Here is a 22,477-nt window from a genome sequence, read left to right as displayed (position 1 = left end):
GATGAGAACCCTTTCGGAGCGCAGCGGAGACGTCGGGTTCGAACGCGGCGGGAGCTTCGCGACCATCCCTCCTCGGCGCAGCCGCAAACTGGCATGGCCCGCAGGGCAATCCCGTCCGCTCCGCCACTGGTAACCAGAATAGGCCGCCCTTAATCGGGCGGCCTTTTTTGTGTCCGGATCTCCGCAACTCCCAGCGGAGCGGACGGGATGAAGGCTCACCCCAACCCCATTACACACAGCAGGTTTGCCCTCAAACCCAATCAGCGCTTGAGTACCCAGCCGCCGGATCTCTCTCCCGGCCCCCATGAAAACCCCCTCCACCCGCACGCCCGTGCCCCCGCACCGTCGCCTGCCTCTTGTCTTCCTCCTCTCCTTGCTCCTCCTCGCGCAAGGCCAACTCTCCGCCGCCCCCTACCCGAAGGAAGGAAGACCGACCGAGTGGACCCAGCCCGATGGCACCCGCCTCCCGCTCCGCGTCTTCGGGGACGATTTCTACGCCCGCACCGCCACCCCGGAAGGCTACACTGTCCTCTTCAATCCCGGCGATCTCACCTACTACTTCGCCGCGACCGCGCCGGGCGCCCCTTCACTCGTCCGCTCCACCATCCCGGCGCACCATCGCCCGCCGCCCGGCCTTCCCAAGGGCCTCGCCGAGCCCAAGGCCATCGCGGCCCGGCTCCGTGCCGAGAATCTCGAAAAGGCCCTACCTCACCAGCGCCATGACTGGGCCCGCCGGGTCGCCGCGGCCCGCGACCGCTCGGGCCATTCCGAGCGCGGTCCCACGGCGGTCTCCAAGGTCGGCCTTTGCATCCCGGTGCAATTCCCGGACGACCCCGCCACCGCCACCGCCGACCCGGTGTCCCTCCCCGCCACCCGGCTCCAGGTCGACCGCTTCTGCAACGAGACCGGCTACCCGGACTTCGGCAATACCGGATCCGTCCGCGACTACTACCACAACCAGTCGGACGGCCAGCTCACCTTTACCCAACTCGTGGCCCCGGTGATCACCCTGCCGCACCCCCGGAACTACTACAACTTCGGCGATTACCCTGCGAATACCGAACTCCGCGCCTACATCGATGCCGGCGGCCGGATGGTCGCCCACGCCATCGCCGCACTTCAGGCCCAAGGCTTCGATTTCTCCACGCTATCCGTGGATGAAAACAGCAAGGTGCTGGCCACCAGCCTGCTCTTCGCCGGTCCGGACTCCGGCGTCTTCGCCGAAGGACTCTGGCCACACCGCTCCTCGATCTTCCCGTCCATCGATGTCGGAAGCCCGGGGAATCCGATCTACATCTCGGGCTACCAGATCACCAATGCCCAATTCCAGGCCATCCCGATCGGCACCTACATCCACGAGATCGGCCACCTGCTGTTAGGCTACCCGGACCTCTACGACCAAGGCGCCGAGTCCGCGGGCGTCGGCGAACATTGCCTGATGGGCAGCGGAAACCACCTGAACAACGGCCGCACCCCCGCTCCGCTCTCGATCTATCTCAAGGATATCTCCGGATGGGCCGATATCACCGATCTCGCGCCCGGCGCTGCCCACGAAGCGGATCTTCCCACCACCGGCAACCGCGGCCTGCGCATCGCCAATCCCGCGGCTCCCGGCGAATACTTCCTCATCGAGAATCGCGGGGCAGGGGACAAGTGGGCCGCCGCTTGCCCGGATCAGGGAATCCTCATCTGGCACGTGGACGAGTCGGTCTTCGGCAACGAAAACAGCGAGATGAGCCCCTCGCTGCACTACGAACTCTCCGTGGAGCAGGCCGATGGCGCTTTCGATCTCGAGCACGGCTCCGACCGCGGCGACGCATCCGATCTCTTCGACGCCGCCACTTCCTACTTCAACAATGGCTCCGTGCCGGATTCCCGCTGGTGGAGCGGCACGGCCTCGGGTATCGCCGTCGAGGTGCGCAGTCCTCCGGGGGCGATAATGAATGTTCTGTTAGGCGACAAGATCCCGCTGCACCTCGCCATCGATGCACCCGCCCTGACTTGGACAAGCGCTGGCGATCAGCCTTGGTTCGGCCAGAGCGCCGTCACGCACGATGCCGGTGATGCGGCAGCCAGCGGGGACATCGGAGATTCCCAATCGAGCCGGCTGGAAACCGCCGTCACCGGTCCCGGCACGCTCTCCTTCTGGTGGAAGGTTTCTTCTCAGGCGAATGCCGGCTTCCTTCGCCTCGAGGTCGATGGCGCGCCCGTCGCCGCCGCGCCCCAGATCTCTGGGAATGTCGATTGGAAGTCTCAAACGGTCCCGCTCCCCCCGGGCCCCCACACCCTGCGCTGGATCTATCTGAAGGATGGCTCCGGATCATCCGGCGCGGACACCGGATGGCTCGACCAGGTGGCCTTCTACCCCGGCCTTGCCGCGAACGTCCTCGTCACCACCTTGACCGATGAATCGAACGGCAGCCTGAACCCCGCGCTCGGTAGCGGCACCTCCCTCCGCGAGGCGATCCTTCACGCCACGAACTCGGATGTGATCGGCTTCCTACCCACTCTGGGCGGCGGCACCATCTCCCTCACCAGCGGCCTCACCGTCGGCAAGAGCTACGTCATCGACGCCCCCGGCGGCATCACGATCACCGGCAACGACAGCTACCGGATCCTCGACATCCAATCCGGAAAAATGGTCGCGCTTAAAGGCCTGAAACTCACCCACGGCAAGGCCACCGGCGACGGCGGCGCGATCAAGAACGCTGGCATCCTCACCCTCAGCCAATGCCAGCTCCTGACCAACACCGCCACTGACGACGGCGGCGCGATCTACAGCACCGGCACTCTCACCCTCAACTCCACGATCCTCTCTAACAATTCCTGCACGGATGCCGGCGGCGCCATCGATTCGGAGAACACCCTCACACTCGCCGGATGCACGCTCTCCTCGAATACCGCAGGCGATAACGGCGGCGCGATCTTCAATGACGACGCCACGCTCACCCTCACCGATTGTCTGCTCGATGGCAACCATGCCAACGGAGCCGCCGGCGGCGGTGCCATCGACAACGACAACGGTGGCGCGGTGACGCTCACCCGCTGCACGCTCACCGTCAACCACGCGAACTTCGATGGCGGCGCGATCGATAGCGACGGCAGCCTCACCCTCCATGAGTCCACGCTCTGGGGTAATAGCGCCGCCACCGGCGGCGGGGCCATCCAGCAGGTCTCGTCCACCCTCCTGATGAGCAACTGCACGCTCGCCGCGAACACCGCCAAGGTCGGCGCGGCCATCGATGGCGACGGCACCAGCACCATCGACCTCGTTTCCTGCACGATCTCCGACAACCACGCCAGCGACGATGGCGGCGGCATCGAGGAAACCTCCGGCACCCTGCGGCTCACCAACACGATCATTGCCGGCAATACCGCCGTGGACATCGGTCCGGATCTCAAGGCCAGCTCGATCAATCTCGAAGGCGGCGTGAATCTGTTAGGCACGACCAGCGGTTTGGGCGGCACCTTCAGCGGCCTCACCGGCGCGCCCCTCTTGTCAGCTCTCGGAAACTACGGCGGCCCGACTCCCACCATGCCACCCCTCGCAGGCTCCTCAGCACTCGATCACGGCGGCGCGACCGCTCTAACCATCGATCAACGCGGCTTCCCGCGGATCTCCGGAGCCGCGCTCGATATCGGTGCCGTCGAAGCCCAACCCGGTCTCTTGATCGTCAGCACCCTCGCAAGCTCCGGCCCCGGCTCGCTGCGCGATGCCATCGCATCCGCCATCCCCGGCGACACCCTCACCTTCTCTCCCGCTCTTTCCGGCGGCTCGATCGCATTGGACGGCAGCCAACTCACCCTGGACCGTGACATCCACATCGATGCCTCCGCGCTGCCCGGCGGCATCACGATTGCGGGCGATGGCCTGTCACGAGTATTCGAGATCCCGGAGGGCGTGACGGCATCCTTGTTAGGCCTGACGATCGAGAGCGGCTACGCATCCGAGTTCGATGGTGGAGAGGGCGGGGGACTCCTCAATGCAGGCGATCTGGAACTGATCTCCTGCATGATCCGGGGCAACACTGCGGACTTCGGCGGAGCGGGAATCTTCAGCCGCGGCATGCTCACCATGCAGGGCTGCACCGTTCGCGACAATGAGTCCTTCGGCTCCGGCGGCGGCATCGGCAATCGCGGCACCATGACTCTCTCCCGCTCCACCATCTCCGGCAATGGCTCCGGCGGTGGCAGCGGGGCCGGGATCGCCTGTGAAGCGGTGGACTCCTCCGCGGAATTGAACCTCTGCACGATCGCCGCGAACTTCAGCAACGCGAGCGGCGGCGGCATCTACCACCGCGGCCAGCTTGTCCTCACGGAATGCACCGTCGCGGCCAATGGTGCCAATGACTGGGGCGGCATCGGCAACGACGGCGGCGACCTCACGCTCCGGCACTCCATCGTCGCCGGGAATTTCGGCTTCGAGGACGAGCCTTCGGATATTGGCGGCCTGGTGGGAACGCAGAGCCCCGACAACTTGTTAGGGACCACCACCAACACCGTCGGCTACACCGGCATGGTCGCGAATGCCCGTCTAGCACCCCTCGGAAATTACGGCGGACCGACGCGCACCATGCCGCCCATGCCCGGCTCTCCCGTCATCGATGCCAGCGCGGCCAGCGGCAGCACCGACCAGCGCGGCGCGCCCCGCATCTCCGGACCCGCCGCCGATCTCGGCGCGGTCGAAGCAGTCGCTTTTTCCACCCTGCCACTCGCCGATACCGATGCGGACGGCATTCCCGATCTGTTAGAGCCGGCGCTCGGTCTCGACCTCGGCACCGACGATTCGGCGGTAGACTCCGATGGCGACGGCGCGACCGACGCCCGTGAGCTCGCCGACATGACCGACCCCGCGGACTCCGGCAGCTACCTGCGGATCACCTCCTTCGAGCTGACCCCGGGCTTCGATCCCTTCACCCATCCGCTCGTCAGCATCAGCTTCCCGACCTTCCCCGGCCTCTCCTACCACATCGAGGCGGACCCGGATGCCGACTTCACCGGTCCCGGCTATCGGATCGTGGTCCCCACCTTCACCGCCACCGGCCACTCCGCCACCCGCCAGATCAGCCTCGGCACCGTCCGGGACTTCGTCCGCGCGGTGAGGGAATAGCATTCCGCCCGGTCTGTGACCCGGGGGAGTTCCCGAGCCACAGACTGTTGAGGATGACGACAGCAAGGAGATCCGCGATGCTTCCTAGCTCTCCAGCACGGCTTCCAAGGTAATCGCCGCCTTCAAAACCTTGGAGACGGGGCAGCCGCCCTTCGCCTTCTCGGCCAAGGTTTGGAAGACCCCTTCCTCAAGTCCCGGCACCTTTGCGCTGAGGCTCAAGTGGATCGCGGTGATTTCCAGAGCGGCGGGATCGAAATTCAGATCCGCGCGGGTGAGGATCGATTCCGGCGGGAAGCCGGCTTCGCTCAGGAAGAGCGAGAGGGCCATGGTGAAGCAGCCCGCGTGGGCCGCGGCCAGAAGCTCTTCCGGGTTAGTCTCTTTCCCGTCGCCAAATCGCGAACGGAACGAATACGGGGTCTCCTTGAGGGTGCCGCTTTGCGTGGTTAGGGTACCGCTGCCAGCCTGCACGGTGCCGCTCCAGCGGGCGCTTGCGCTTCGTTTCATGATGTTGTTGCAAGGGTTATTTGGTAGCGAATGGCAGGCTGAGGTTGCCGGAGGCCACCGAGTAAACTTCGTAAACACCGAGCATCGGTTTGGCCATGCAGGAGGTATTCACCTGCATGTAGCAGGTTACCCCGTCGAATTTGAAGTCGGTCTTGTGGCGCATGAAGTAGGCCGGGACAATGGCCCGCAGGGTGTTGCCGCGCTCCACCACGGGATGTCCGGCGGCGTCGAGATACATGGGCATCCCGCAGTTCGTTGGAGGAAGGACCACGCTCTTATCGTCTTTCTTGAATTCCTTCACCGCTAGCCCGCCCGGAACCCGCTCATCCTTGGCAAGCAGGGCCCAATGTGTGTGATAGATCACCTTGTCGTCATCATATCTTCCATTCCCGTCCTCGTCCCACAGCGGGGTGTCGTCGAAATCGGGATGCGAGGTGATTGCAAGGGCGACGATTCCTTCCGCGCTTCCCATCCCGATATCCGCCGCCTTGAGCGTGGTCGGGAACACGTAAGCCAGAACCGGCGCGCCATCGAGCTGGCCCGCGGCCTTCGGAACGGTCTTGCCCGCCGGTCCTTCCAAATCCATGCTGAAGACGATCAGATCGAGGTCCTTCTTGTATTCCACTGAGACGGATTTGATCTTGAGGCTGGGCGACTTCGCCAAAGCGGGATCGTTGTTCAATTTCACCTCACAGGCGTAAAGCGGGAGCAAGGTCGAGAGAAACGTGGTAGAGACCAGTAGGGGATACTTCATGGTTGATAAGCGATTCATCACCTATCTTGGAGAGTCTCCCAATGCCGTGACTGGAAAAGTGGCTTTTCGTCAGATTTTCTGAAGTCATTCGGGAAAGCTTCCAATGTGGATCGATGTTCCCCTTCGCGGCGCAGCCGTTTCGGGCTGCGGTGCCTCGGCGCTTTGCCGCTGGCTTTCCCGACAGCTCGCCATCCCGAATCCACCTTACGCTGATCATTCCGGACAGCCTGGAAACCTCCGCTTCCAAATCCGTAAATCCGTTCAAATCCGTTAATCCGTGGTGACCGCGGCTTGGCCTACAAGGTCAGTTTGGTTCCGGTGATGGTGCCACCGTCCTCTCCGCCGCCAATCTCTCCAGCACCCGCCCCGCCGCGATCATTCCGAACACCGCCGTCACCTGCGTCGCGGTCCCGTATCCCGCATCGCATTTCAGCCCGGCAGGCAAATCCTCAGGCCGCTCGTGACTCACCTCACCCTCACACGTCGGATACAGCGGCGGCTCCTCCGAATACACCGCCTCGATCCCGAACTTCTTCACCTTATATCCGGCCGGTGCCTTGGGAAATCCGTGATCATCCCGCAGCCGCTTCCGCGTCGCCATCAGCAACGCATCATCCTTCGTCCGCGCCAGGTCCTTTACCCGGATCAAGCTCGCATCGCGCCGTCCGCCCGCTCCGCCGCACGCGATCACGGGCACCCCGCGTTCCCGGCAGCGCGCCAGCAGCACGCACTTCGCCCGCACCGCGTCGATAGCGTCGATCACCGCGTCGAAGCCACCGTCGAGAAAGTCGTCCACATTGCGGTCGGACAGGAATTCCTGCCGCTCCGTCACCACGATCTCCGGCTGGATCGCCCGCAGCCGCGCCGCCATCACCCCCACCTTCGGCTTCCCGTAAGTACCATCGAGCGCGTGGATCTGGCGGTTCGTATTCGTCACACACAGATCGTCCGCATCGATCATCGTGATCTTGCCGATCCCCGAGCGCGCCAGGCACTCCACCGCCCAGCACCCCACGCCGCCAACCCCCACCACCGCCACATGTGCCCCGCGGAATCTTTCCAGCGCGGCACTTCCATACAGCCGGGCAATGCCGGAAAAGCGGTCAAGGTAAGGATCGGTCACGGGCTGCCCCTAGGTAAGCACCTCCGCCTCTCACCGCAAGTCTGACAGCCCGTCTCCTTGCAACAGAAAATTCATTTCTAAACCGCGAATGGACGCGAATGGACGCGAATTTTGAAAATGCTCGGGCTAGCTTTTCATGAAAGCGCAGCTCTCGATCCCCACTACTTCGGGGCCTTTTTATTCGCGTCCATTCGCGTCCATTCGCGGTTTAAATCTTCAAAAGGAACCGACCCCTAGCTCTTAGCAGGATGGCTTTCCTGTCATGACAGAAACTTCACCGGATGCAAAGCTGCAGGATAGGAGGATGGTAAACCTCCACGTTCCATGGTCACTCTATGCCGATGATTTCCCAACTCCTCTCCGCCGCCCTCCTGCTTCCCAGCCTCTCCGCCGCCGCTCCGGACCTCACCGTCATGGACTTCGAGGGCGATTCCTTCGGCAACTGGAAGGCCACCGGGGAGGCCTTCGGGAAAGCCCCCGTGGCTGGCAGCTTGCAGGGCCAGATGCCCGTTAGCGGCTTCCTCGGCCAGCGCCTGCTCAATGGCTATCACGGCGGCGACGACTCGACCGGCGAACTCGAATCCCCCGCCTTCAAGATCGAGCGCAAGCATCTGAATTTCCTCATCGGCGGCGGCAAGTTCCCCGCCGAGACCTGCATCGACCTGTTCGTCTCCGGCAAGGTCGCACGCACCGCCACCGGCCGCTTCGACCAGCCCGGCGGCACCGAGCGCCTCGAGTGGCAGAGCTGGGACCTGTCGGACCTGATCGGCAAGAGCGCCAGCCTCCGCATCACCGACAAGCGCAAGGGCACCTGGGGCCACATCAATATCGATCACATCGTTCAGAGCGATGACCCGAAGGTGCTGGAGTTGAAGAAGGAATTCGCCATCGCGGGGCGCTACCTCGTCTGGCCGGTCACCCGCGATACCACCCAGAAGCGCCGCTTCTTCTTCAACGTCGATGGCCAGGAGCAGCCACTCTTCTATGCGGACATCTGCCTCTCGAATAATCCGGACTTCTGGGTCTTTACCGACCTCGCAAACTACCAGGGCCGCAAGATCACCGTGACCGGCAGCATCCCCGGCCTGCTCGCGGACGCCTGGGAGAAGGTCAAGATCAGCCCGACCTACCCCGGCGAGGATGAGATTTACCGCGAGGCACTACGCCCGCAGTACCACTTCACCAGCCGCCGCGGCTGGCTGAATGACCCGAACGGCCTCGTCTGGAAGGACGGCACCTGGCACCTCTTCTACCAGCACAATCCCTACAACCACAACTGGGACAATATGAGCTGGGGCCATGCCACCAGCAGCGACCTCTTCCACTGGAAGGAGGGCCCGAACGGCCTGCTCCCGGACGCGGAAGGCTACATGTATTCCGGCTCCGGCGTCGTCGCACCGAAGGGCAGCACCGGCCTGCCGGTGAAGGGCGAGGCCCTGGTGTTCGCCTACACCGCGAATGGCAATCATAGCTACGAGCCGGGCCGCAAGGTGGTGCAGTCGATCGCCTTCAGCGAGGACGGCGGCAAGACCTTCACGAAGTTTGCAGGCAATCCGGTGCTGCCGCACGTGGAAGCGGAGAACCGCGACCCGAAGATCTTCTGGCACGCCCCGTCCAAGCATTGGGTCATGCCGCTTTACTATGATCGCAGTGACTACGGCATCTACACCTCGCCGGACCTGGTGAAGTGGGAGAAGACCGGCGACTACAAGATCCCGACCGATGGCGAGTGCCCGGACCTCTTCGAGCTGCCTGTCGATGGCGATGCCAAGAACACCCGCTGGATCGTCTGGGGCGCGCAGGGCAAGTACATGCTCGGCAGCTTCGATGGCCGCGTCTTCAAGGCCGAGAGCGGTCCTCACCAGCACTACTTCGGCGCCGCCTATGCCGGACAAACATACGACAATGCCCCCGATGGCCGCCGCGTCCACATCGGCTGGATGCGCGATGGCGGTCCGGGCCTGCAAGGCGCGCCCTTCAACCTGCAGATGACCTTGCCGATGGACTTCACCCTTCATCGCCAAGGCGATGGCATCCGCCTCCGGGCCGAACCTTCAAAGGAAGTGGAAGGCCTGCGCGCGGACACGAAGGAATGGAAAGACTTCACCTTCGAAGCTGGCCAAACCGACCCGCTCTCAGGGTTCAAAGGCGGTCAATACGAGATCGAGGCTGTCATCGACGTCGCCTCATCCACCGCCGCCGAGCTCGGCTTCCGCAGCTTCGATGACCACCCCGTCATCTGGAAGGCCGCCGACAAGACCCTGAGCGGTGCCCATGGCCCGCAGGCTCCGATCGATGGCAAGCTGAAGATCCGCATCTTCGCCGATACCGTCTCGCTGGAAGCCTTCGTCAACGGCACCTACACCAGCCGCTACATCCGCCAGATCCCCGGCACCAAGCCGGTCCGCATCGTCGCGAATGGCGGCAGCATCAAGTTCGACTCCCTCAAGGTCCACACCCTGAAGTCCGCCTGGTAGCCCAAGGATGGGGTGCGTCTCGCGCCCCAACAAACCCGTCCGGAGGACAAGATCCCTCCCCTTGTCCGCCGCCCCGAACCCCACCTCCCTCACACCAAATCCAAGAAATAAGGAGACGCTTCGACCGGGGCGCAAGTGATCACGGATTGAACGGATTTTTACGGATCTCACGGACAAGAAATCACCGGTGGCAGCAACGGGAATCTCCATGGAACCCGAATCCGTAAATCCGTCTAATCCGTCTAATCCGTGATGATTGCGGTAGTCCTCTAAAGGCAGATCAATTCGAGAAATGGGTATCACTTCTCCTCCTTCAAAAACACATTCTGGAACTCCACCCCCGTCCCCGGATGCGTCAGGACGATCGATCCGCGTGCCGGCAAGCCCTCGAGCTCCACATCCTTCGCCACCACCTTCTCGTTCAGCTCCACGGTCACCCGCTTGCCCTTCACCGTGATGAAAAAGCGGTTCCACTTCCCGATCTCCAAATCCGCCTTCAGCGCCGGAGCCGTTCCTCCGACCGCACCCGATCCGATCTCACCGTTGTAGATCCCGACCAAGGCCCCCGGCAGTCCCCGCAGCACGATCCCCGCACCTTCGATCGCGGTCTTGTCCTTCACGCACCAATCCACACACAACGTGAAGTCCCCATACTCTTTCTCCGAAGTCAGATTCTTCCCCGCGAACTGCGCACCCGGCACCGCTCTGAAGGCCACACCATCCGAGGTCCACGCCCCCTCCGCGGCAGGCTTCCATCCCCCCATGTCCTTGCCATTGAAAAGCTGGGCGAAGCCCTCATAGCCCCGCGCGGTTTGCGCTTCGGTGGCACCGGTGGAAGGCAGCTCCTTGATCCGGACATTCTTGAAGTGGCACTCGGACCCTTCACTCTCCAGGCACAGGAAGCCCTTCTTCGGATTGCTATCCTTGCCGGTGGTCACCAGCTCGCCGTTCACCGAGAGCTTGATCTCGCCGTTGTTGCACTCCACCCGGTAGTGGTTCCACTGCGGCGAGGGCAGCGTCAGTTCCTTGCTCGGGAAACTCCGCACACCCGACTTCGCGACCTTGCCCGTCGGCGTCATCGTCGCGCCCCAGATCGGGAAGATATCGCCATGGGTCGTGAACCACTCGTTGGCCCCCTTGTTCTTCGCATAGCCGAGATCGAGGATCTGCACCTCGATCCCCCGCGCATACGGCACCCCCGGCGCCGGCAGCCCCTCGCCCCAGATGAAAACCCCGCTGTTCCCGGCATCCTTCATGTGCTGCCAATCCAGCTCGATGATAAAGTTCTCATACATCTTCTCCGTCCGCATGAACCCGATCGGCATGCCGTTGGTGACGATCATCCCGTCCTTCACCGAGAAAGTATCCGCCGCCACATTGCAAGGCACCCAACCGCTCAGATCGGTGCCATTGAAGAGCGGCTTGAAGCCCTCTTCTTCAGCGAGGAGAGACAGGGGAAGGAATGCCAGTAGAGAAAGGAGTTTCATAAGAACGAGGTCAGAATACATTCTGGAACCGCAGGAAATTGCACGAAAATAGATGAAATCCGTTTGAAGTCTTCACTCCTGAAACTCCTTCGCGACCCGCGGTGCATCCGGAATCTGCTCATCCAGCGACTGCCGGTAGCGCACGCAGCCCCGAATGAACGCCGGCCATTCCGGCACCTCCGGCATCTTCTCCGCATGCTCCGGTAACAGTGCCCACATGTCCGGATGATGCCAACACAGCTCATGCCCGCTGCTATCCCGATGCGCCCGGATCGCCGCCCGCAAGCGTTTCACCTCCGCCAACAGTTCATCCCGGGACATGGAATCGAGATCGGTGTCCATCTTGGAACCGATGTCGTGGAAGCGCTCTTCGGCAAGGAAGAATCAGCTATCCGAAAAACTTCCTCACCAGCGCCAGCACCCCGCTCAAGATCACGCTGACGATGATGCAGGTTACCACCGGAAAGTAGAACCCGCCCTTATCGCCCTCCACCCGGATATCCCCGGGCAGGCGGCCGATCCAAGACAGCCAGCCGCGTCCCCCGGCGAACCAGAGGATGCAGCCGAGGACGGCGATGCCGATGCCGGCGAAGACCAGAAGCTTGCCCGCGTTCTCCATGTCTTACGATCAGGCAAAGGCCTTCCGTAGCAAGGCCAGGCTTTTCGGGATCGCGGTGAGCGGGTCTTCCTTGCCCTCGAATTCCAGCGAGACGTAGCCCGTGTAGCCTGCATCCTTCATGATCCTGGCGATCCGCGGGTAGTCGAGTTCGAGGGTGTACCACACGCCGCCGCCGAAGTAGGTCTTGGTCTGCAGCAGCACCGTGTCCTTGGCGAGCTTGGCCAGGCGCTCGTAGGGATCTTCGAGGAAGTTCCCGGTATCGAGGGTGACCTTCAGCCACGGCGAGGCGATGGTATCGATCACGCGCTTCACGCCCTCCGGCGTCACGCCGAGGCCCCAGTGGTTCTCGAGGCCGAGGGTGACGCCGCACTTCTCGGCCACCGGCAGGATCTTCTTGTAAGACTCGATCACCCAGCCGTAGGCATCCTCTTCAGTGTAGCCTGCCAGCGGTTGCTCGACGCCGCGCTTGGCCATCAGGTCATCGAAATCCTTCGAGGTGCCCCAGGTGCCCGAGTTCACCCGCATCGTCGGAATCCCCAGCGCGTAAGCCTGCTCGATGCAGTCGATGGTGTGCTTGATCTGGGCATCGCGCTTCGCTTGGTCCGGCGAGAGGAAGCCCTGGTGGGTCGAGTAGCCCATCAGGTCGAGGCCTAACAGAAAGGCGTGGCGCTTGATCTTCTGAAGCTCGGCGTTGTCGTAGGAAACGAGCTGGCGCTGCAGCACCTCGAAGCCGTCGAATCCCATCCGTGCGGCGTGGTCGAGACAGGTCGGGATGTCGCGGAGGTTCTCGCGCTGGAAACCCCAGAAGGAATAGGAGGAAACCCCGATGCGATTCGGGCGCGATGGAAGGATGGCGGCCTCCTCGGAGAAGGCGGGAAGGGGCAGGGCGGCGAGGCTGCCGGTGGCAAGAAAGTGGCGGCGTTTCATCGGACTCGAAACACCATGAAACTCAAGGAGTGGCAAGGATTCTCGACAAAATTGTGTAGCCGAGATCAATTTGAAGCCTTGGAAGTGAGTTTTTGGGCGATTCCGGGAGATATTGATGAAAACTGGGTTTACATGGCAAACAATTCGATGTGAGGAAACCGCCCTAACGGCGGGAACCATACAAGCCGGGCAACGCTCCTTGGCGTAGGTTCCGCCCGACCCTCCGACGCCTCCCTAACCCAAGGCGATCGTTCTCCATGCGCGCCCTCCTCCATGTACTTTGCCTGCTTGTTCTGTCGTCGCTGATGGCGGCAGGCCAGACGATCAACCTGAACAACGATGTTTATCGTACTGGCGCACTGACCGCGGGTTCGGTGGCGACGCTGACAGGGAAGTCCGAGCTGCATATCAATGATGCGGGCGATCCGATCCCGGGGTGCATGATTCATCTCAACTCGGCGGACTCATGGGTTTTTTTCCATGGCGTCACGCCTGCCACAACTGTCTCGACGCTGCTTTCCCGGGTCCGGGTGAATGGATCGGTGGCAGTGGCGGATACGAATGTGAGGGTGGTCCAGCATATCGCCGGTGCGGTGGTGATTCCGCAGCCCTCTTCCTTCCAGCCGCTGGAGATATTCACGGGTTCGCACCTCAGCGGGATGTCCCGGAAGCTCGGTCCCTATGCGGCTTACGACTCCGCCACGCTGGGGTCATTCGGGAACAACATCCGTTCCTTCATCCTGAAGCGCGGCTACACCGCGACCTTCGCCCAGAATGACAATGGCAGCGGGATCAGCCAGAACTACGTCGCGCAGGATGGCGACTTGGAAGTCTCGCTGTTGCCCGCAGCCTTGGATCGGTCCATCAGCTTCATCCGGATCTTCCCGTGGCGCTGGACCGGCAAGAAGGGCTCCTGCGATATCGATCCGGCGGCGCTCAATGCGGATTGGAACTACAATTGGAGCATCAGTTCGAATTCGACGCGGGATTGGGAATACGTCGCGATCAAGCAGCAACCTTACTGGCCGGGCCTCGGCGAGAACTGGAAGGCGCGGGGAGTGAACCACCTTTCGGGCTTCAACGAACCGGACAATCCGGTGGAGGATGCCTACAAGAATCTGAGCCCGCAGGGCTCGACGGTGGACGCCGTGGCCAAGTGGCCGGACCTCCTGAGCACCGGCCTGCGGGTGGGAGCGCCGGCGGTGACGGACGGTGGCTACAACTGGATTGTCGACTTCATGAACAAGGCGAACGCCGCGGGTGTGCGCGTGGACTATGTGCCGGTCCACTACTACCGCAGCTACGCGAACAAAACCGATCCGGCGGGAGCCGCCAACCAGCTCTACAACTTCCTCAAGGGGATCCACGACGCCACGCAGCGCCCGATCTGGGTGACGGAGTTCAACAACGGCGCGAACTGGACCGACAATGCCCACGATCCGGACGTCACCCAGAATCGCAATGCGATCGAGGCGATGGCCAACATGATGGACAGCACGCCGTGGATCGAGCGTTACGCGGTGTATAGCCGGGTCGAGTGGTTCCGCCAGACCCACTACGAGGACGGCGGCATCACTCCGATGGGCGTGATGTACCGGGATCATGTCGCACCGATGGCGCACCAACAAGTGGTGCCGAATTCCGGTAGCTCCCCAGCCTCCGACTATCTGTTCGAAGGGAATCTCCGCGACTCTCGCAGCGGCAACAATCCCCTCGTCCATGGATCGCCGACCTTGAGTGCGGGGAAGCACGGCAGCGCCCTGTCCCTCGACGGGACGGATGACTACCTCGAGCTTCCCTCCCGCATGGGAGACAGTACGGACTTTTCCTTCGCGGGTTGGGTGAAGTGGGGTGGCGGGGCGAATTGGCAGCGGATTTTCGATTTCGGCACGGGGACGAACGCGTTCCTTTTCCTGAGCCCGAAGGTGGGGAGCAATGTCCTGCGCTTCACGATCAAGAACGGCGGCGGCGAGCAACAGCTCAATCACAATGCGGCGCTGCCGGTGAATGTCTGGACGCACGTGGCGGTGACTCTAACAGGAACTACCGGCAAGCTCTTCGTCAACGGTGCGCTGGTGGCGACGAATTCCGCGATGGATATCAACCCGGATGCGATTGGCACGAACTCCAATTTCATCGGCGAAAGCCAGTTCGCGGCGGATCCCTTGTTCAAGGGGCAGCTCGACGATCTGCGCTTCTTCACGACGGCGCTCGGCGATGCTCAGGTGGCGGCGCTGGCAGGGAGCACGCCGCCGCAATTCAGCTCGGACCTCGTGGTGAAGTCCGCAGCTTTGAAGTATCAGCCGTATGTCTCGGAGCTGGCGAGCGATCTGAGCGGAGGGACGGCCATTTTCAGCAAGGTCGGGGGCCCGGCGTGGCTGGCGGTGGCGGCGGATGGCAAGCTGGCGGGGGTTCCCGGATTGGCGGATGGCGGGGTGAACAGTTTCCTGGTGAGTGCGACGACAGCGGCGGGGACGGTGGAAACGGCGACGCTGCAGGTGGCAGTAGAAGAGCGGCCGGGTTTGAGTGCACGCTATGCATTCAATGGCAATGCGCTGGCTTCGGTGGGACCGGGGCAGGGGACGGCGAGCGGAGGACTTGCTTTTGTAACGGGGATGAGGGGACAGGCGATCGATCTGGATGGCACGGATGACTTCGTGGGCCTGCCTGCCGGTGTGGCGACGCATGATGAGATCACGGTGGCGAGCTGGGTGAACTGGGATGGCGGGAACGATTGGCAGCGGATCTTCGACTTCGGCAATGGCACGGAGCAGCACTTCTTCCTAAGCCCGAAGTCGGGCAGCAACCGGATGCTGCTGCTGATCCGCAAGGACGGGGTGGAGCAGTCCTGCGACACCACCACGCTGGCGCTGAACCAGTGGGTCCACGTGGCGGCGACGATCGGCGGCGGGGCGATGCGGTTGTTCGTAAACGGGATGCAGGCGTCATCGGTGGCGACGGCCTTGAAGGCTTCCGATATCCAGCCCGCTGCGAACTTCATCGGCGATAGCCAGTTCGCGGCGGATCCGCTCTACAACGGCCGGATCGATGAATTCCAGATCTACAACAAGGCGCTGAGCGCTGCCGAAATCACCGCGGTGATGAACGGGCTGGCACCGGTCTTCGCGCTGGATTCCTACGCGCGGCCCGCGGCCACGATCGGGCAGGCTTATGAGCGGACGCTGGCCGGGCTCGCTACCGATCCGAATCCGGGGACGACCCTGGCTTACTCGAAGGTGAGCGGTCCGCGGTGGTTGACGGTGGGCAGCAACGGGCGGCTGTCAGGGGTGCCTTCGGGTGCGGATGCCGGGCTGAACCGCTTCATCGTGCGGGCCACTGATGATACGGGCTTGGCGGATGATACGGTGATCGACATCCATGTGCCCGGGCCGGCCGATCTGCTGGCGCATTACTCCTTCAACAACAGCACTGCCGACAATAGGGGCGGGGCGGCGGCGGTGAACTTCGGGGTGCCGGTGTATGGCGACGGGGTCTTCGAGCGGGCGCTGCAGCTGGATGGCACGGATGACTACTCGCGGTTGAGCACGACGATCGTGAACGGCCTGCACGACGTGACGTTCGCCGCGCGGGTCTTCTGGGACGGCGGGAACAGTTGGCAGCGGATCTTCGACTTCGGGAATAACACGACGCAGTACATGGTGCTGACGCCGAAGTCGGGGGCGAACACCCTGCGCTTCACGATCTCGATGAACGGCAACGTCGCGGGTTCGGAGCAGGTTCTCGAAGGGCCGGCGCTGCCGGTGGGCGAGTGGAGCCATGTGGCGGTCACGCTGAGCGGGACGACCGGCACGCTGTATTTGAACGGGGCGGCGGTGGATACCGGGACGGTGACGCTCGATCCGGCGGATTTTTCGCCGACGCTGAATTACATCGGGAAGAGCCAGTATGCCGATCCTTACTTCAAGGGCCTGGTGGATGACTTCCGGATCTACAGCCGCGGGCTGGATGCGGGCGAGGTGAGTGTCCTGGCGGTGCCGCCGCCGGCGGTGATCGTGTCGGATCCTTCGTATGAGGCTTGGGTGCAGGGAATCAGCTTCCTGGCGGGGGAAGGGGATGCGGAAGATGATCCGGACGGGGACGGCCGGGTGAATTTGTTAGAGTATCTGGCGGGGGCGGATCCGCTGGTGGCTGGCGCCGATGGCTTGGCGGTGGGGGCGATCAAGACCGGGGCACAGCTTGGTGGCGCGGCGGTGGCGGGGAAGCATTACCTGAGTTTTAGCAGCCGGGTGAAGAGGGTGAGGCCGGGGGTGAGTTTGATTCCGGAAGGGGCGGCGACTTTGGAGGGCCTGGCCTTGCCTGCGGCGGCGGGGCAGATGGTGCAGGCGGGTGCGCCTTTGGTAGATGGGGAGTTTGAGACGATCACGTGGTACTATTCCGTGGCGATCGAGGACGGGGCGAAGGGGTTTGTGAGGCTGAGGGTGGTGAGGTGAGCGCGATGGTTTGAAATTGGGACCGAGCAGTGGTGTTTTCAGGCAAGGGTAAAATCCGGGTCGGCGAGAAGTTTGTTTAGTATGGTGATCATTTTGCGCATGACGGCGGTGAGCGCGACTTTGGCGGGCTTGCCGGCTTGTAGGAGACGTTGGTAAAAGGCTTTCAGGACGGTGTTGGAGTGCGAGGCCGACACCGCCGCCATGTAGAGGACCTTGCGCACCGCCCCCCTGCCGGCTTGGATCTTGCGCTTGCCGCAGGTGGCGCCGCTGTCCTTGGGATGAGGGACGACGCCCGCGAGACAGGCCACGGTCTTGTCGGGCAAGATGCCGAGTTCGGGGAGGTAGGCCAGCAGGGTGTGGGCGAGGACGGGACCTGCCCCCTTGAGCTGGCGGAGCCGTGCGGACTTGGCGGCAAGCACGGGCGAGGCCGCGACGTGGGCGGCGATACCGGCATCGGCCTGGTCGAGCAGGCGCTGTGTCGCGCGGCGCAGCTTGGTGAGGGTTTTGCGAAGGAAGCCCTCGGCGAGCTCGAGGCGGTTGTCGGTATCGGTGATGAGGTCGACGAGGACGCGCCGTGCTTCGAGCATTTGGCGCAGCACGACGGCCGCGGGATCGGGAGCCACCAGGGCCGGGGGCCGGTGAGTGTCGGCGTAGCTTGCGATGAGGCGGGCATCGATGCGGTCGGTCTTGGCGAGGATGCCTCCGGAGAGCGCGAAATAGCGGACGCGGGCGGGCATGACGACCGATACGGGGATCCCGCGTTGGAGGGCGGTGGCGGCCAACAGCTTCTGGTAGCCCGCGGTGGACTCGCAGACGAGGTGGGGAGCTTCCACGCCGGCGATGGCGGTGAAGAGGTCGTCCAGCCCGCGGGCGGAATTGGCGACCTGCAGGTGGGCTTGGCCGGGGATGTGGACGTCGAGGCGTGCCTTTGACACGTCGATGCCGATGTGGGTAGGTGTATTGCGGTTCATGTCTCAATCTTGCGATGCGGGTTCAAAGACCCATTCAGTGGTTCGAGCATTGAACCGGGAGCGGAAACGAACGGCCATGAGCTCGGTCACGGACTCGGAGGTCCTGGATGGATTCGGCCTGGACGTTTCCGCCGCGGGCGGGGGAGGCCACCCCCGCCCGCGTTCTCCCGGGGCGGCCGCAATGGGATCACACGAGATGGTCCCTGGCGATCCGCCGCGGGTGGCTTCCTCCGACGAGCTTCGTTCCGGCCCATTCTCGGAAGCCACCCGCGGCGGATCCGGGGTCAATAGCGGCATTTCCAAACATACAGGATGGATAGGATGGATGGGTAAAAGGGGAGTTAGTGGATCTAATCTGCTAGCTTCGAGATCTATCCTGCTGAGTAAGCTGTGTTTATCGGGGTGAAATCGTAGGGTTTGACGTTCTAACATGGATTTGATAGAAGGTCATTTCACCCTTACCTCTCACCCACCCTTCCCACCCATGAAATCGATCCGTTCCCTGCTGGGACTGGCGGTTGCAGTGCTCGTGCTTGCGCAATCGCAGGTGCAGGCGGCCTCCGATATTTTTATCCGCTTCACGGGTGCTTCGGCAGGCAGCGGGCTGAACTATACCGGGGATAGCAAGAATGCCCAGTTTCTCGGGAACCAGGGTTGGTTCGAGGCGAACTCGGTGGAGTTCGGGATGGAAAACGTCATCACCATCGGGAGTGCCACCGGCGGAGTTGGGGTCGGCAAGGCCAAGGCGAATCCGTTGAGCTGTGTGAAGATGCCGAACTCGGCGAGCGCGGCGCTCTTCACGGCCTGTGCGACCGGCGGACATTGGGATGTCATGGAGATCGTCTTCACCAAGCTGTCGCCGAACGGCAAAACGGAAGCCTATCTGAGGGTGGAACTGAAGCTGGTATTCGTGTCCGAGCTGGCGATGGAAATGGCCGGGGGAGACGACAATCCAAGCGAAACGGTGACCGTGGCGTACGGGGCGCAGCGGCTGACCTTTTTCGGTCCTCCCGCAAGCGGGGTAGGTACGCCGGTGCAGACGGGGCAGTCGATCTGGAGCTTCGTAAAGAATAACAAGACCTTCGACGCCTGAACCCGTTGCTGCGATGATGACGCGGATCGTGCGGACGGTGCGAATGCAGGCACCGGTGGTGGCAAGGGCGATGATGGCTGGCGTGGTGATCGCCGTGCTGGGCCCGAGTCCGGCGCTGCATGCCGCGGGCATCGATGCTTTCCTCAAGATCGAGAATCAAACCGGGCAGGTGGTCGATACCGATGCCGAGCACTCGTGGGTGGAGGTCTTCGGTTTCACGCAGGGGGTGGAGAGCGAGACTACCATCGGCAGTCCGACCGGCGGGGCGGGCGCAGGCAAGATGCAGGGGAAGGCCTGCACCTTGAGCCTAGGGCAGGACCGTTGTCTGGCGAGTTCGATCAATGCTTGCGCGAAGGGCGAGAGCCGGGATCTGACACTGCAGGTGGTGCGGGAGACGAGCGGGGGTTTCGCGATGATGACGGAGCTGCATTTCGAAAATGCCTTCGTGTCCTCCGTGAAGTGCGAGATGTCAGGGGGCGAGCAGCCGGTCTTCGCCGTGGGTTTGGAGTATGTGCGGCTGACGTGGACGACGACGTGGTATCCAAATACCGGGCCTGGGGGCGGGATCGGGACGGCGCGGGGGGCGGGCTTTGATTTCGCGGAGAACAGGATTTTCGAGACCGTGAGCACGGTGCTGGCACCGGGGGACTATGCGGAGGGCTCGGGTCCCGGGCCGGTGGATCCGGATGGGGATCACGATGGGATGCTCGATGCATGGGAGACGGCCAACGGCCTGAACCCGGCGAATGCCGCGGATGCGGGGCTGGATCGCGACAAGGACGGCCAGTCTAACAAGGACGAGTTTCTTGCGGGGACGAACCCTTCCAGTGGCGGGTCTTTCTTCCGGGCGACGATGAGCAGCGCGACGCCGGGATCGGTGCGGCTGAGCTGGAACAGCGTGGCGGGGAAGAGCTACAAGGTGTGGGCGAGCCAGGAGTTGGGTGGTGGATTTGCGGTGATCGCGACGGTGAATGGTTTGGCGGGGGAGACCAGCCACACGGCGAGTATGGCGGGCGGGAGGTTTTTTAAGGTTACGGTGGGGGAGTGAGATCTTGAGACCATCAGGTCGTAATATGCCATGGCGATTGAGGCCGGGGCGAAGGGTCTGTGAGGCGGAGAGTTGGGAAGTTCAGTGATTGGTGGCTGGAGTATTCAGAATTCAAGGATCGACCCTGGAGCGAACCCAAAGGCACCGCGGATTGGGCGGAAAACGGCTATTCGATGCGCGGACTCCAAGTCCGGGATCGTCTCGACCTGCGGCAAGGAAGTTGCTCGCCTGTTCACGCGAAAACCACTTTTGGGTAGACATGTTGCATTTCGAAAGCCTATCTGAAGGAATGATTGAGTTGCGCCGAAGTTCGTGGGTAAGATGACCTTCTTGGCGATCATGATAACCCATTTAACGCAATGAAATTAGGAAAAGCATCGCGATTCAAGTGATTGTCTTCGGTCATGCCGCAGCTGCTTCTGCAGCTCCCACCGACAATGTGGACGGTTTTCGAACCGGGTCGGACAATATGCTAGGCTATAGATCAGGGGCCTTCGGATACGATAATATTGTTGGGGGAGGAACCGGAGGTAGTCTGGCCGTCGGAAGCGAATCTTCGGTAGGCACGGATTCTCTTACGGTAGGAATTTCAAACCTTATGCCCCTTGGGGCTTTCCAGTCGATTGCTGCGGGCGGAGCAAACGAAGTGGGCGTGAGTTCAAGTATGCTCGTTTTCGGTATCGGGAACGAGGCATGGGGGCAGGTGGGGAGCTTTATTGCAGGAGGACATAACAAACTTTGGGGCGAAATGGAAAATAGCAGCGGGAACATCCTGCTGGGTTCCTACAACGTCGTAAATGGCACGCTTGATGGGATTTACGGAAGCGTCTTGATCGGCAGGAGCAACACCTGCGAAGAGTCCGAAGCGTGGGTACTCGGTCGCGGCAATATTGCGAAGACCGGCTGTTTGACGGTCGGTGAATATGCGACGGTCCAGGCCAACGCAGCCTTCGTCATTGGGAACGGCACTGGCGTGAACGCCAGAAGCAACGCGTTGGTGGTCGGGAAGAATGGCACCGTTACGATTCCCGGTGGCCAATTGGTCCTTGGCAGCGATCCGGTCCTTTCTTCTTCTGGAACCAATGCGGCGATCACTTCACAGCTCAATGGCGGCGGCTATTTGAAGCGTCAGATCGGTGATCTTGCCTTCGCCTCGCCGGGTGCACTACTGGCGTGGGGCGAGGGGAGCTTGGCTGAGGCGGACCGCAGCGTGGCGATCGGCAAGGACGCGACCGCTGTTGGCGACGACTCACTGGCCTTGGGCAAAGATTCTGAAGTCGGGGAATTCGGCACCGGCAGCGTGGCGCTTGCCGGCGGTCTGGCGGAAGGAAGCCGCGTCATCGCCGCAAGTGGTGGCACGGGTTATGGCGACCATAGCGTTGCGATGGCGCGCGGCACCGCCACCGGCGATGGCGCACTTGCCATCGGCGGTGTTGATCCTCTCCATCTCAATTGGCCCGGTAACCAGGCTCTTGGCGAGGTTTCGAGCGCGATCGGCGGAATCGGCAACCGGAGCGCGGGCGTTGGCAGTTTCGCATCAGGCTACTGGACGGTGGCGGCCTCGGCTCACTCAGTAGCCTTGGGCTCCCTCAATCTTGGTAACGGCTCTTCGACCAGCGAGTGGGTCGATGGCGACCCCTTGTTCGAACTTGGGAACGGATATGCCGAACGCGGCGCGACCGAGCCCTCGACGACGGTGCGATCGAATGCAATCACGACGCTCAAGGAGGGTAGGACCACATTGACCAACCGGCACTGGGATACCCAGGAACCCTTGGGGGTGCCGCAGGAGTCGGCGGCGGAGGCTCTGGTGGTGGAGGGGCATACGGTGCTCAAGGGGCGCGTGCTGCTCGAGCAGGCGCAGGGTGACATCTACATGGGTATCTACGGAGATTGACCGCCCCCTTCACGAT

The 22,477-nt window shown here is 62.7% G+C and carries 15 protein-coding genes; 7 read left to right on the top strand and 8 right to left on the bottom strand.

Annotation, left to right across the window (positions count from 1 at the left end; genetic code table 11):
• The first annotated feature begins 304 nt into the window (after positions 1-304).
• On the top strand, positions 305-5,110 hold the full coding sequence (locus tag ABWK72_RS04715; protein ID WP_367873632.1) for a M6 family metalloprotease domain-containing protein: 4,806 nt from the start codon (positions 305-307) through the stop codon (positions 5,108-5,110).
• Positions 5,111-5,194: 84 nt separating this feature from the next.
• Here ABWK72_RS04715 and ABWK72_RS04710 read toward each other — a convergent pair whose 3' ends face one another.
• The 3 genes from ABWK72_RS04710 to ABWK72_RS04700 all read right to left on the bottom strand — a co-directional run bounded on the left by ABWK72_RS04710 (position 5,195) and on the right by ABWK72_RS04700 (position 7,491).
• Positions 5,195-5,614: an OsmC family protein gene (locus tag ABWK72_RS04710; protein ID WP_367873631.1), complete on the bottom strand. Its 420-nt coding sequence runs from the start codon at positions 5,612-5,614 to the stop codon at positions 5,195-5,197.
• A 16-nt stretch (positions 5,615-5,630) separates the two neighbouring features.
• Positions 5,631-6,368: a hypothetical protein gene (locus tag ABWK72_RS04705; protein ID WP_367873630.1), complete on the bottom strand. Its 738-nt coding sequence runs from the start codon at positions 6,366-6,368 to the stop codon at positions 5,631-5,633.
• Between the two features lie 304 nt (positions 6,369-6,672).
• Positions 6,673-7,491 (bottom strand): ThiF family adenylyltransferase, encoded by an 819-nt coding sequence (locus ABWK72_RS04700; protein WP_367873629.1) that lies wholly within the window; start codon positions 7,489-7,491, stop codon positions 6,673-6,675.
• Positions 7,492-7,832: 341 nt separating this feature from the next.
• Between ABWK72_RS04700 and ABWK72_RS04695 the strand changes: the two genes are divergently transcribed.
• Positions 7,833-9,968 carry a glycoside hydrolase family 32 protein gene (locus tag ABWK72_RS04695; RefSeq protein WP_367873628.1) on the top strand — a complete coding sequence of 712 codons (2,136 nt, stop codon included), beginning with the start codon at positions 7,833-7,835 and terminating at the stop codon, positions 9,966-9,968.
• 299 nt (positions 9,969-10,267) lie between these two features.
• Here the strand turns inward: ABWK72_RS04695 and ABWK72_RS04690 are convergent, their stop codons facing one another.
• The 4 genes from ABWK72_RS04690 to ABWK72_RS04675 all read right to left on the bottom strand — a co-directional run bounded on the left by ABWK72_RS04690 (position 10,268) and on the right by ABWK72_RS04675 (position 13,001).
• Positions 10,268-11,455 (bottom strand): DUF1080 domain-containing protein, encoded by a 1,188-nt coding sequence (locus tag ABWK72_RS04690; protein ID WP_367873627.1) that lies wholly within the window; start codon positions 11,453-11,455, stop codon positions 10,268-10,270.
• A 72-nt stretch (positions 11,456-11,527) separates the two neighbouring features.
• Positions 11,528-11,797 carry a hypothetical protein gene (locus ABWK72_RS04685; RefSeq protein ID WP_367873626.1) on the bottom strand — a complete coding sequence of 90 codons (270 nt, stop codon included), beginning with the start codon at positions 11,795-11,797 and terminating at the stop codon, positions 11,528-11,530.
• A gap of 46 nt (positions 11,798-11,843) precedes the next feature.
• The gene (locus ABWK72_RS04680; RefSeq protein ID WP_367873624.1) at positions 11,844-12,074 is read right to left on the bottom strand and encodes a DUF2905 domain-containing protein; all 231 of its coding nucleotides are present in this window, start codon (positions 12,072-12,074) and stop codon (positions 11,844-11,846) included.
• 9 nt (positions 12,075-12,083) lie between these two features.
• Positions 12,084-13,001, bottom strand: coding sequence for a sugar phosphate isomerase/epimerase family protein (locus ABWK72_RS04675; protein WP_367873623.1), 918 nt, complete (start codon positions 12,999-13,001; stop codon positions 12,084-12,086).
• A gap of 15 nt (positions 13,002-13,016) precedes the next feature.
• Between ABWK72_RS04675 and ABWK72_RS04670 the strand changes: the two genes are divergently transcribed.
• On the top strand, positions 13,017-13,154 hold the full coding sequence (locus ABWK72_RS04670) for a hypothetical protein (RefSeq protein ID WP_367873622.1): 138 nt from the start codon (positions 13,017-13,019) through the stop codon (positions 13,152-13,154).
• A gap of 104 nt (positions 13,155-13,258) precedes the next feature.
• The gene (locus tag ABWK72_RS04665; RefSeq protein ID WP_367873621.1) at positions 13,259-17,452 is read left to right on the top strand and encodes a LamG-like jellyroll fold domain-containing protein; all 4,194 of its coding nucleotides are present in this window, start codon (positions 13,259-13,261) and stop codon (positions 17,450-17,452) included.
• A gap of 38 nt (positions 17,453-17,490) precedes the next feature.
• Here the strand turns inward: ABWK72_RS04665 and ABWK72_RS04660 are convergent, their stop codons facing one another.
• Positions 17,491-18,423, bottom strand: coding sequence for an IS110 family transposase (locus ABWK72_RS04660; RefSeq protein WP_367871078.1), 933 nt, complete (start codon positions 18,421-18,423; stop codon positions 17,491-17,493).
• 484 nt (positions 18,424-18,907) lie between these two features.
• Between ABWK72_RS04660 and ABWK72_RS04655 the strand changes: the two genes are divergently transcribed.
• From ABWK72_RS04655 to ABWK72_RS04645, 3 genes are all read left to right on the top strand, one after another.
• The gene (locus ABWK72_RS04655; protein ID WP_367873620.1) at positions 18,908-19,516 is read left to right on the top strand and encodes a type VI secretion system tube protein Hcp; all 609 of its coding nucleotides are present in this window, start codon (positions 18,908-18,910) and stop codon (positions 19,514-19,516) included.
• Positions 19,517-19,529: 13 nt separating this feature from the next.
• A complete protein-coding gene (locus ABWK72_RS04650; protein ID WP_367873619.1) occupies positions 19,530-20,564 on the top strand; it encodes a type VI secretion system tube protein Hcp in 1,035 nt (344 codons plus the stop codon).
• Between the two features lie 598 nt (positions 20,565-21,162).
• Positions 21,163-22,461 (top strand): hypothetical protein, encoded by a 1,299-nt coding sequence (locus ABWK72_RS04645; protein WP_367873618.1) that lies wholly within the window; start codon positions 21,163-21,165, stop codon positions 22,459-22,461.
• Positions 22,462-22,477 lie beyond the last annotated feature (16 nt).

This window comes from Luteolibacter sp. Populi (assembly GCF_040801775.1).
In the GTDB taxonomy this organism is placed as follows: domain Bacteria; phylum Verrucomicrobiota; class Verrucomicrobiia; order Verrucomicrobiales; family Akkermansiaceae; genus Haloferula.
Note: the sequence above shows the minus strand (reverse complement) of the source record. Positions and strands in the feature narration are given on the sequence as shown.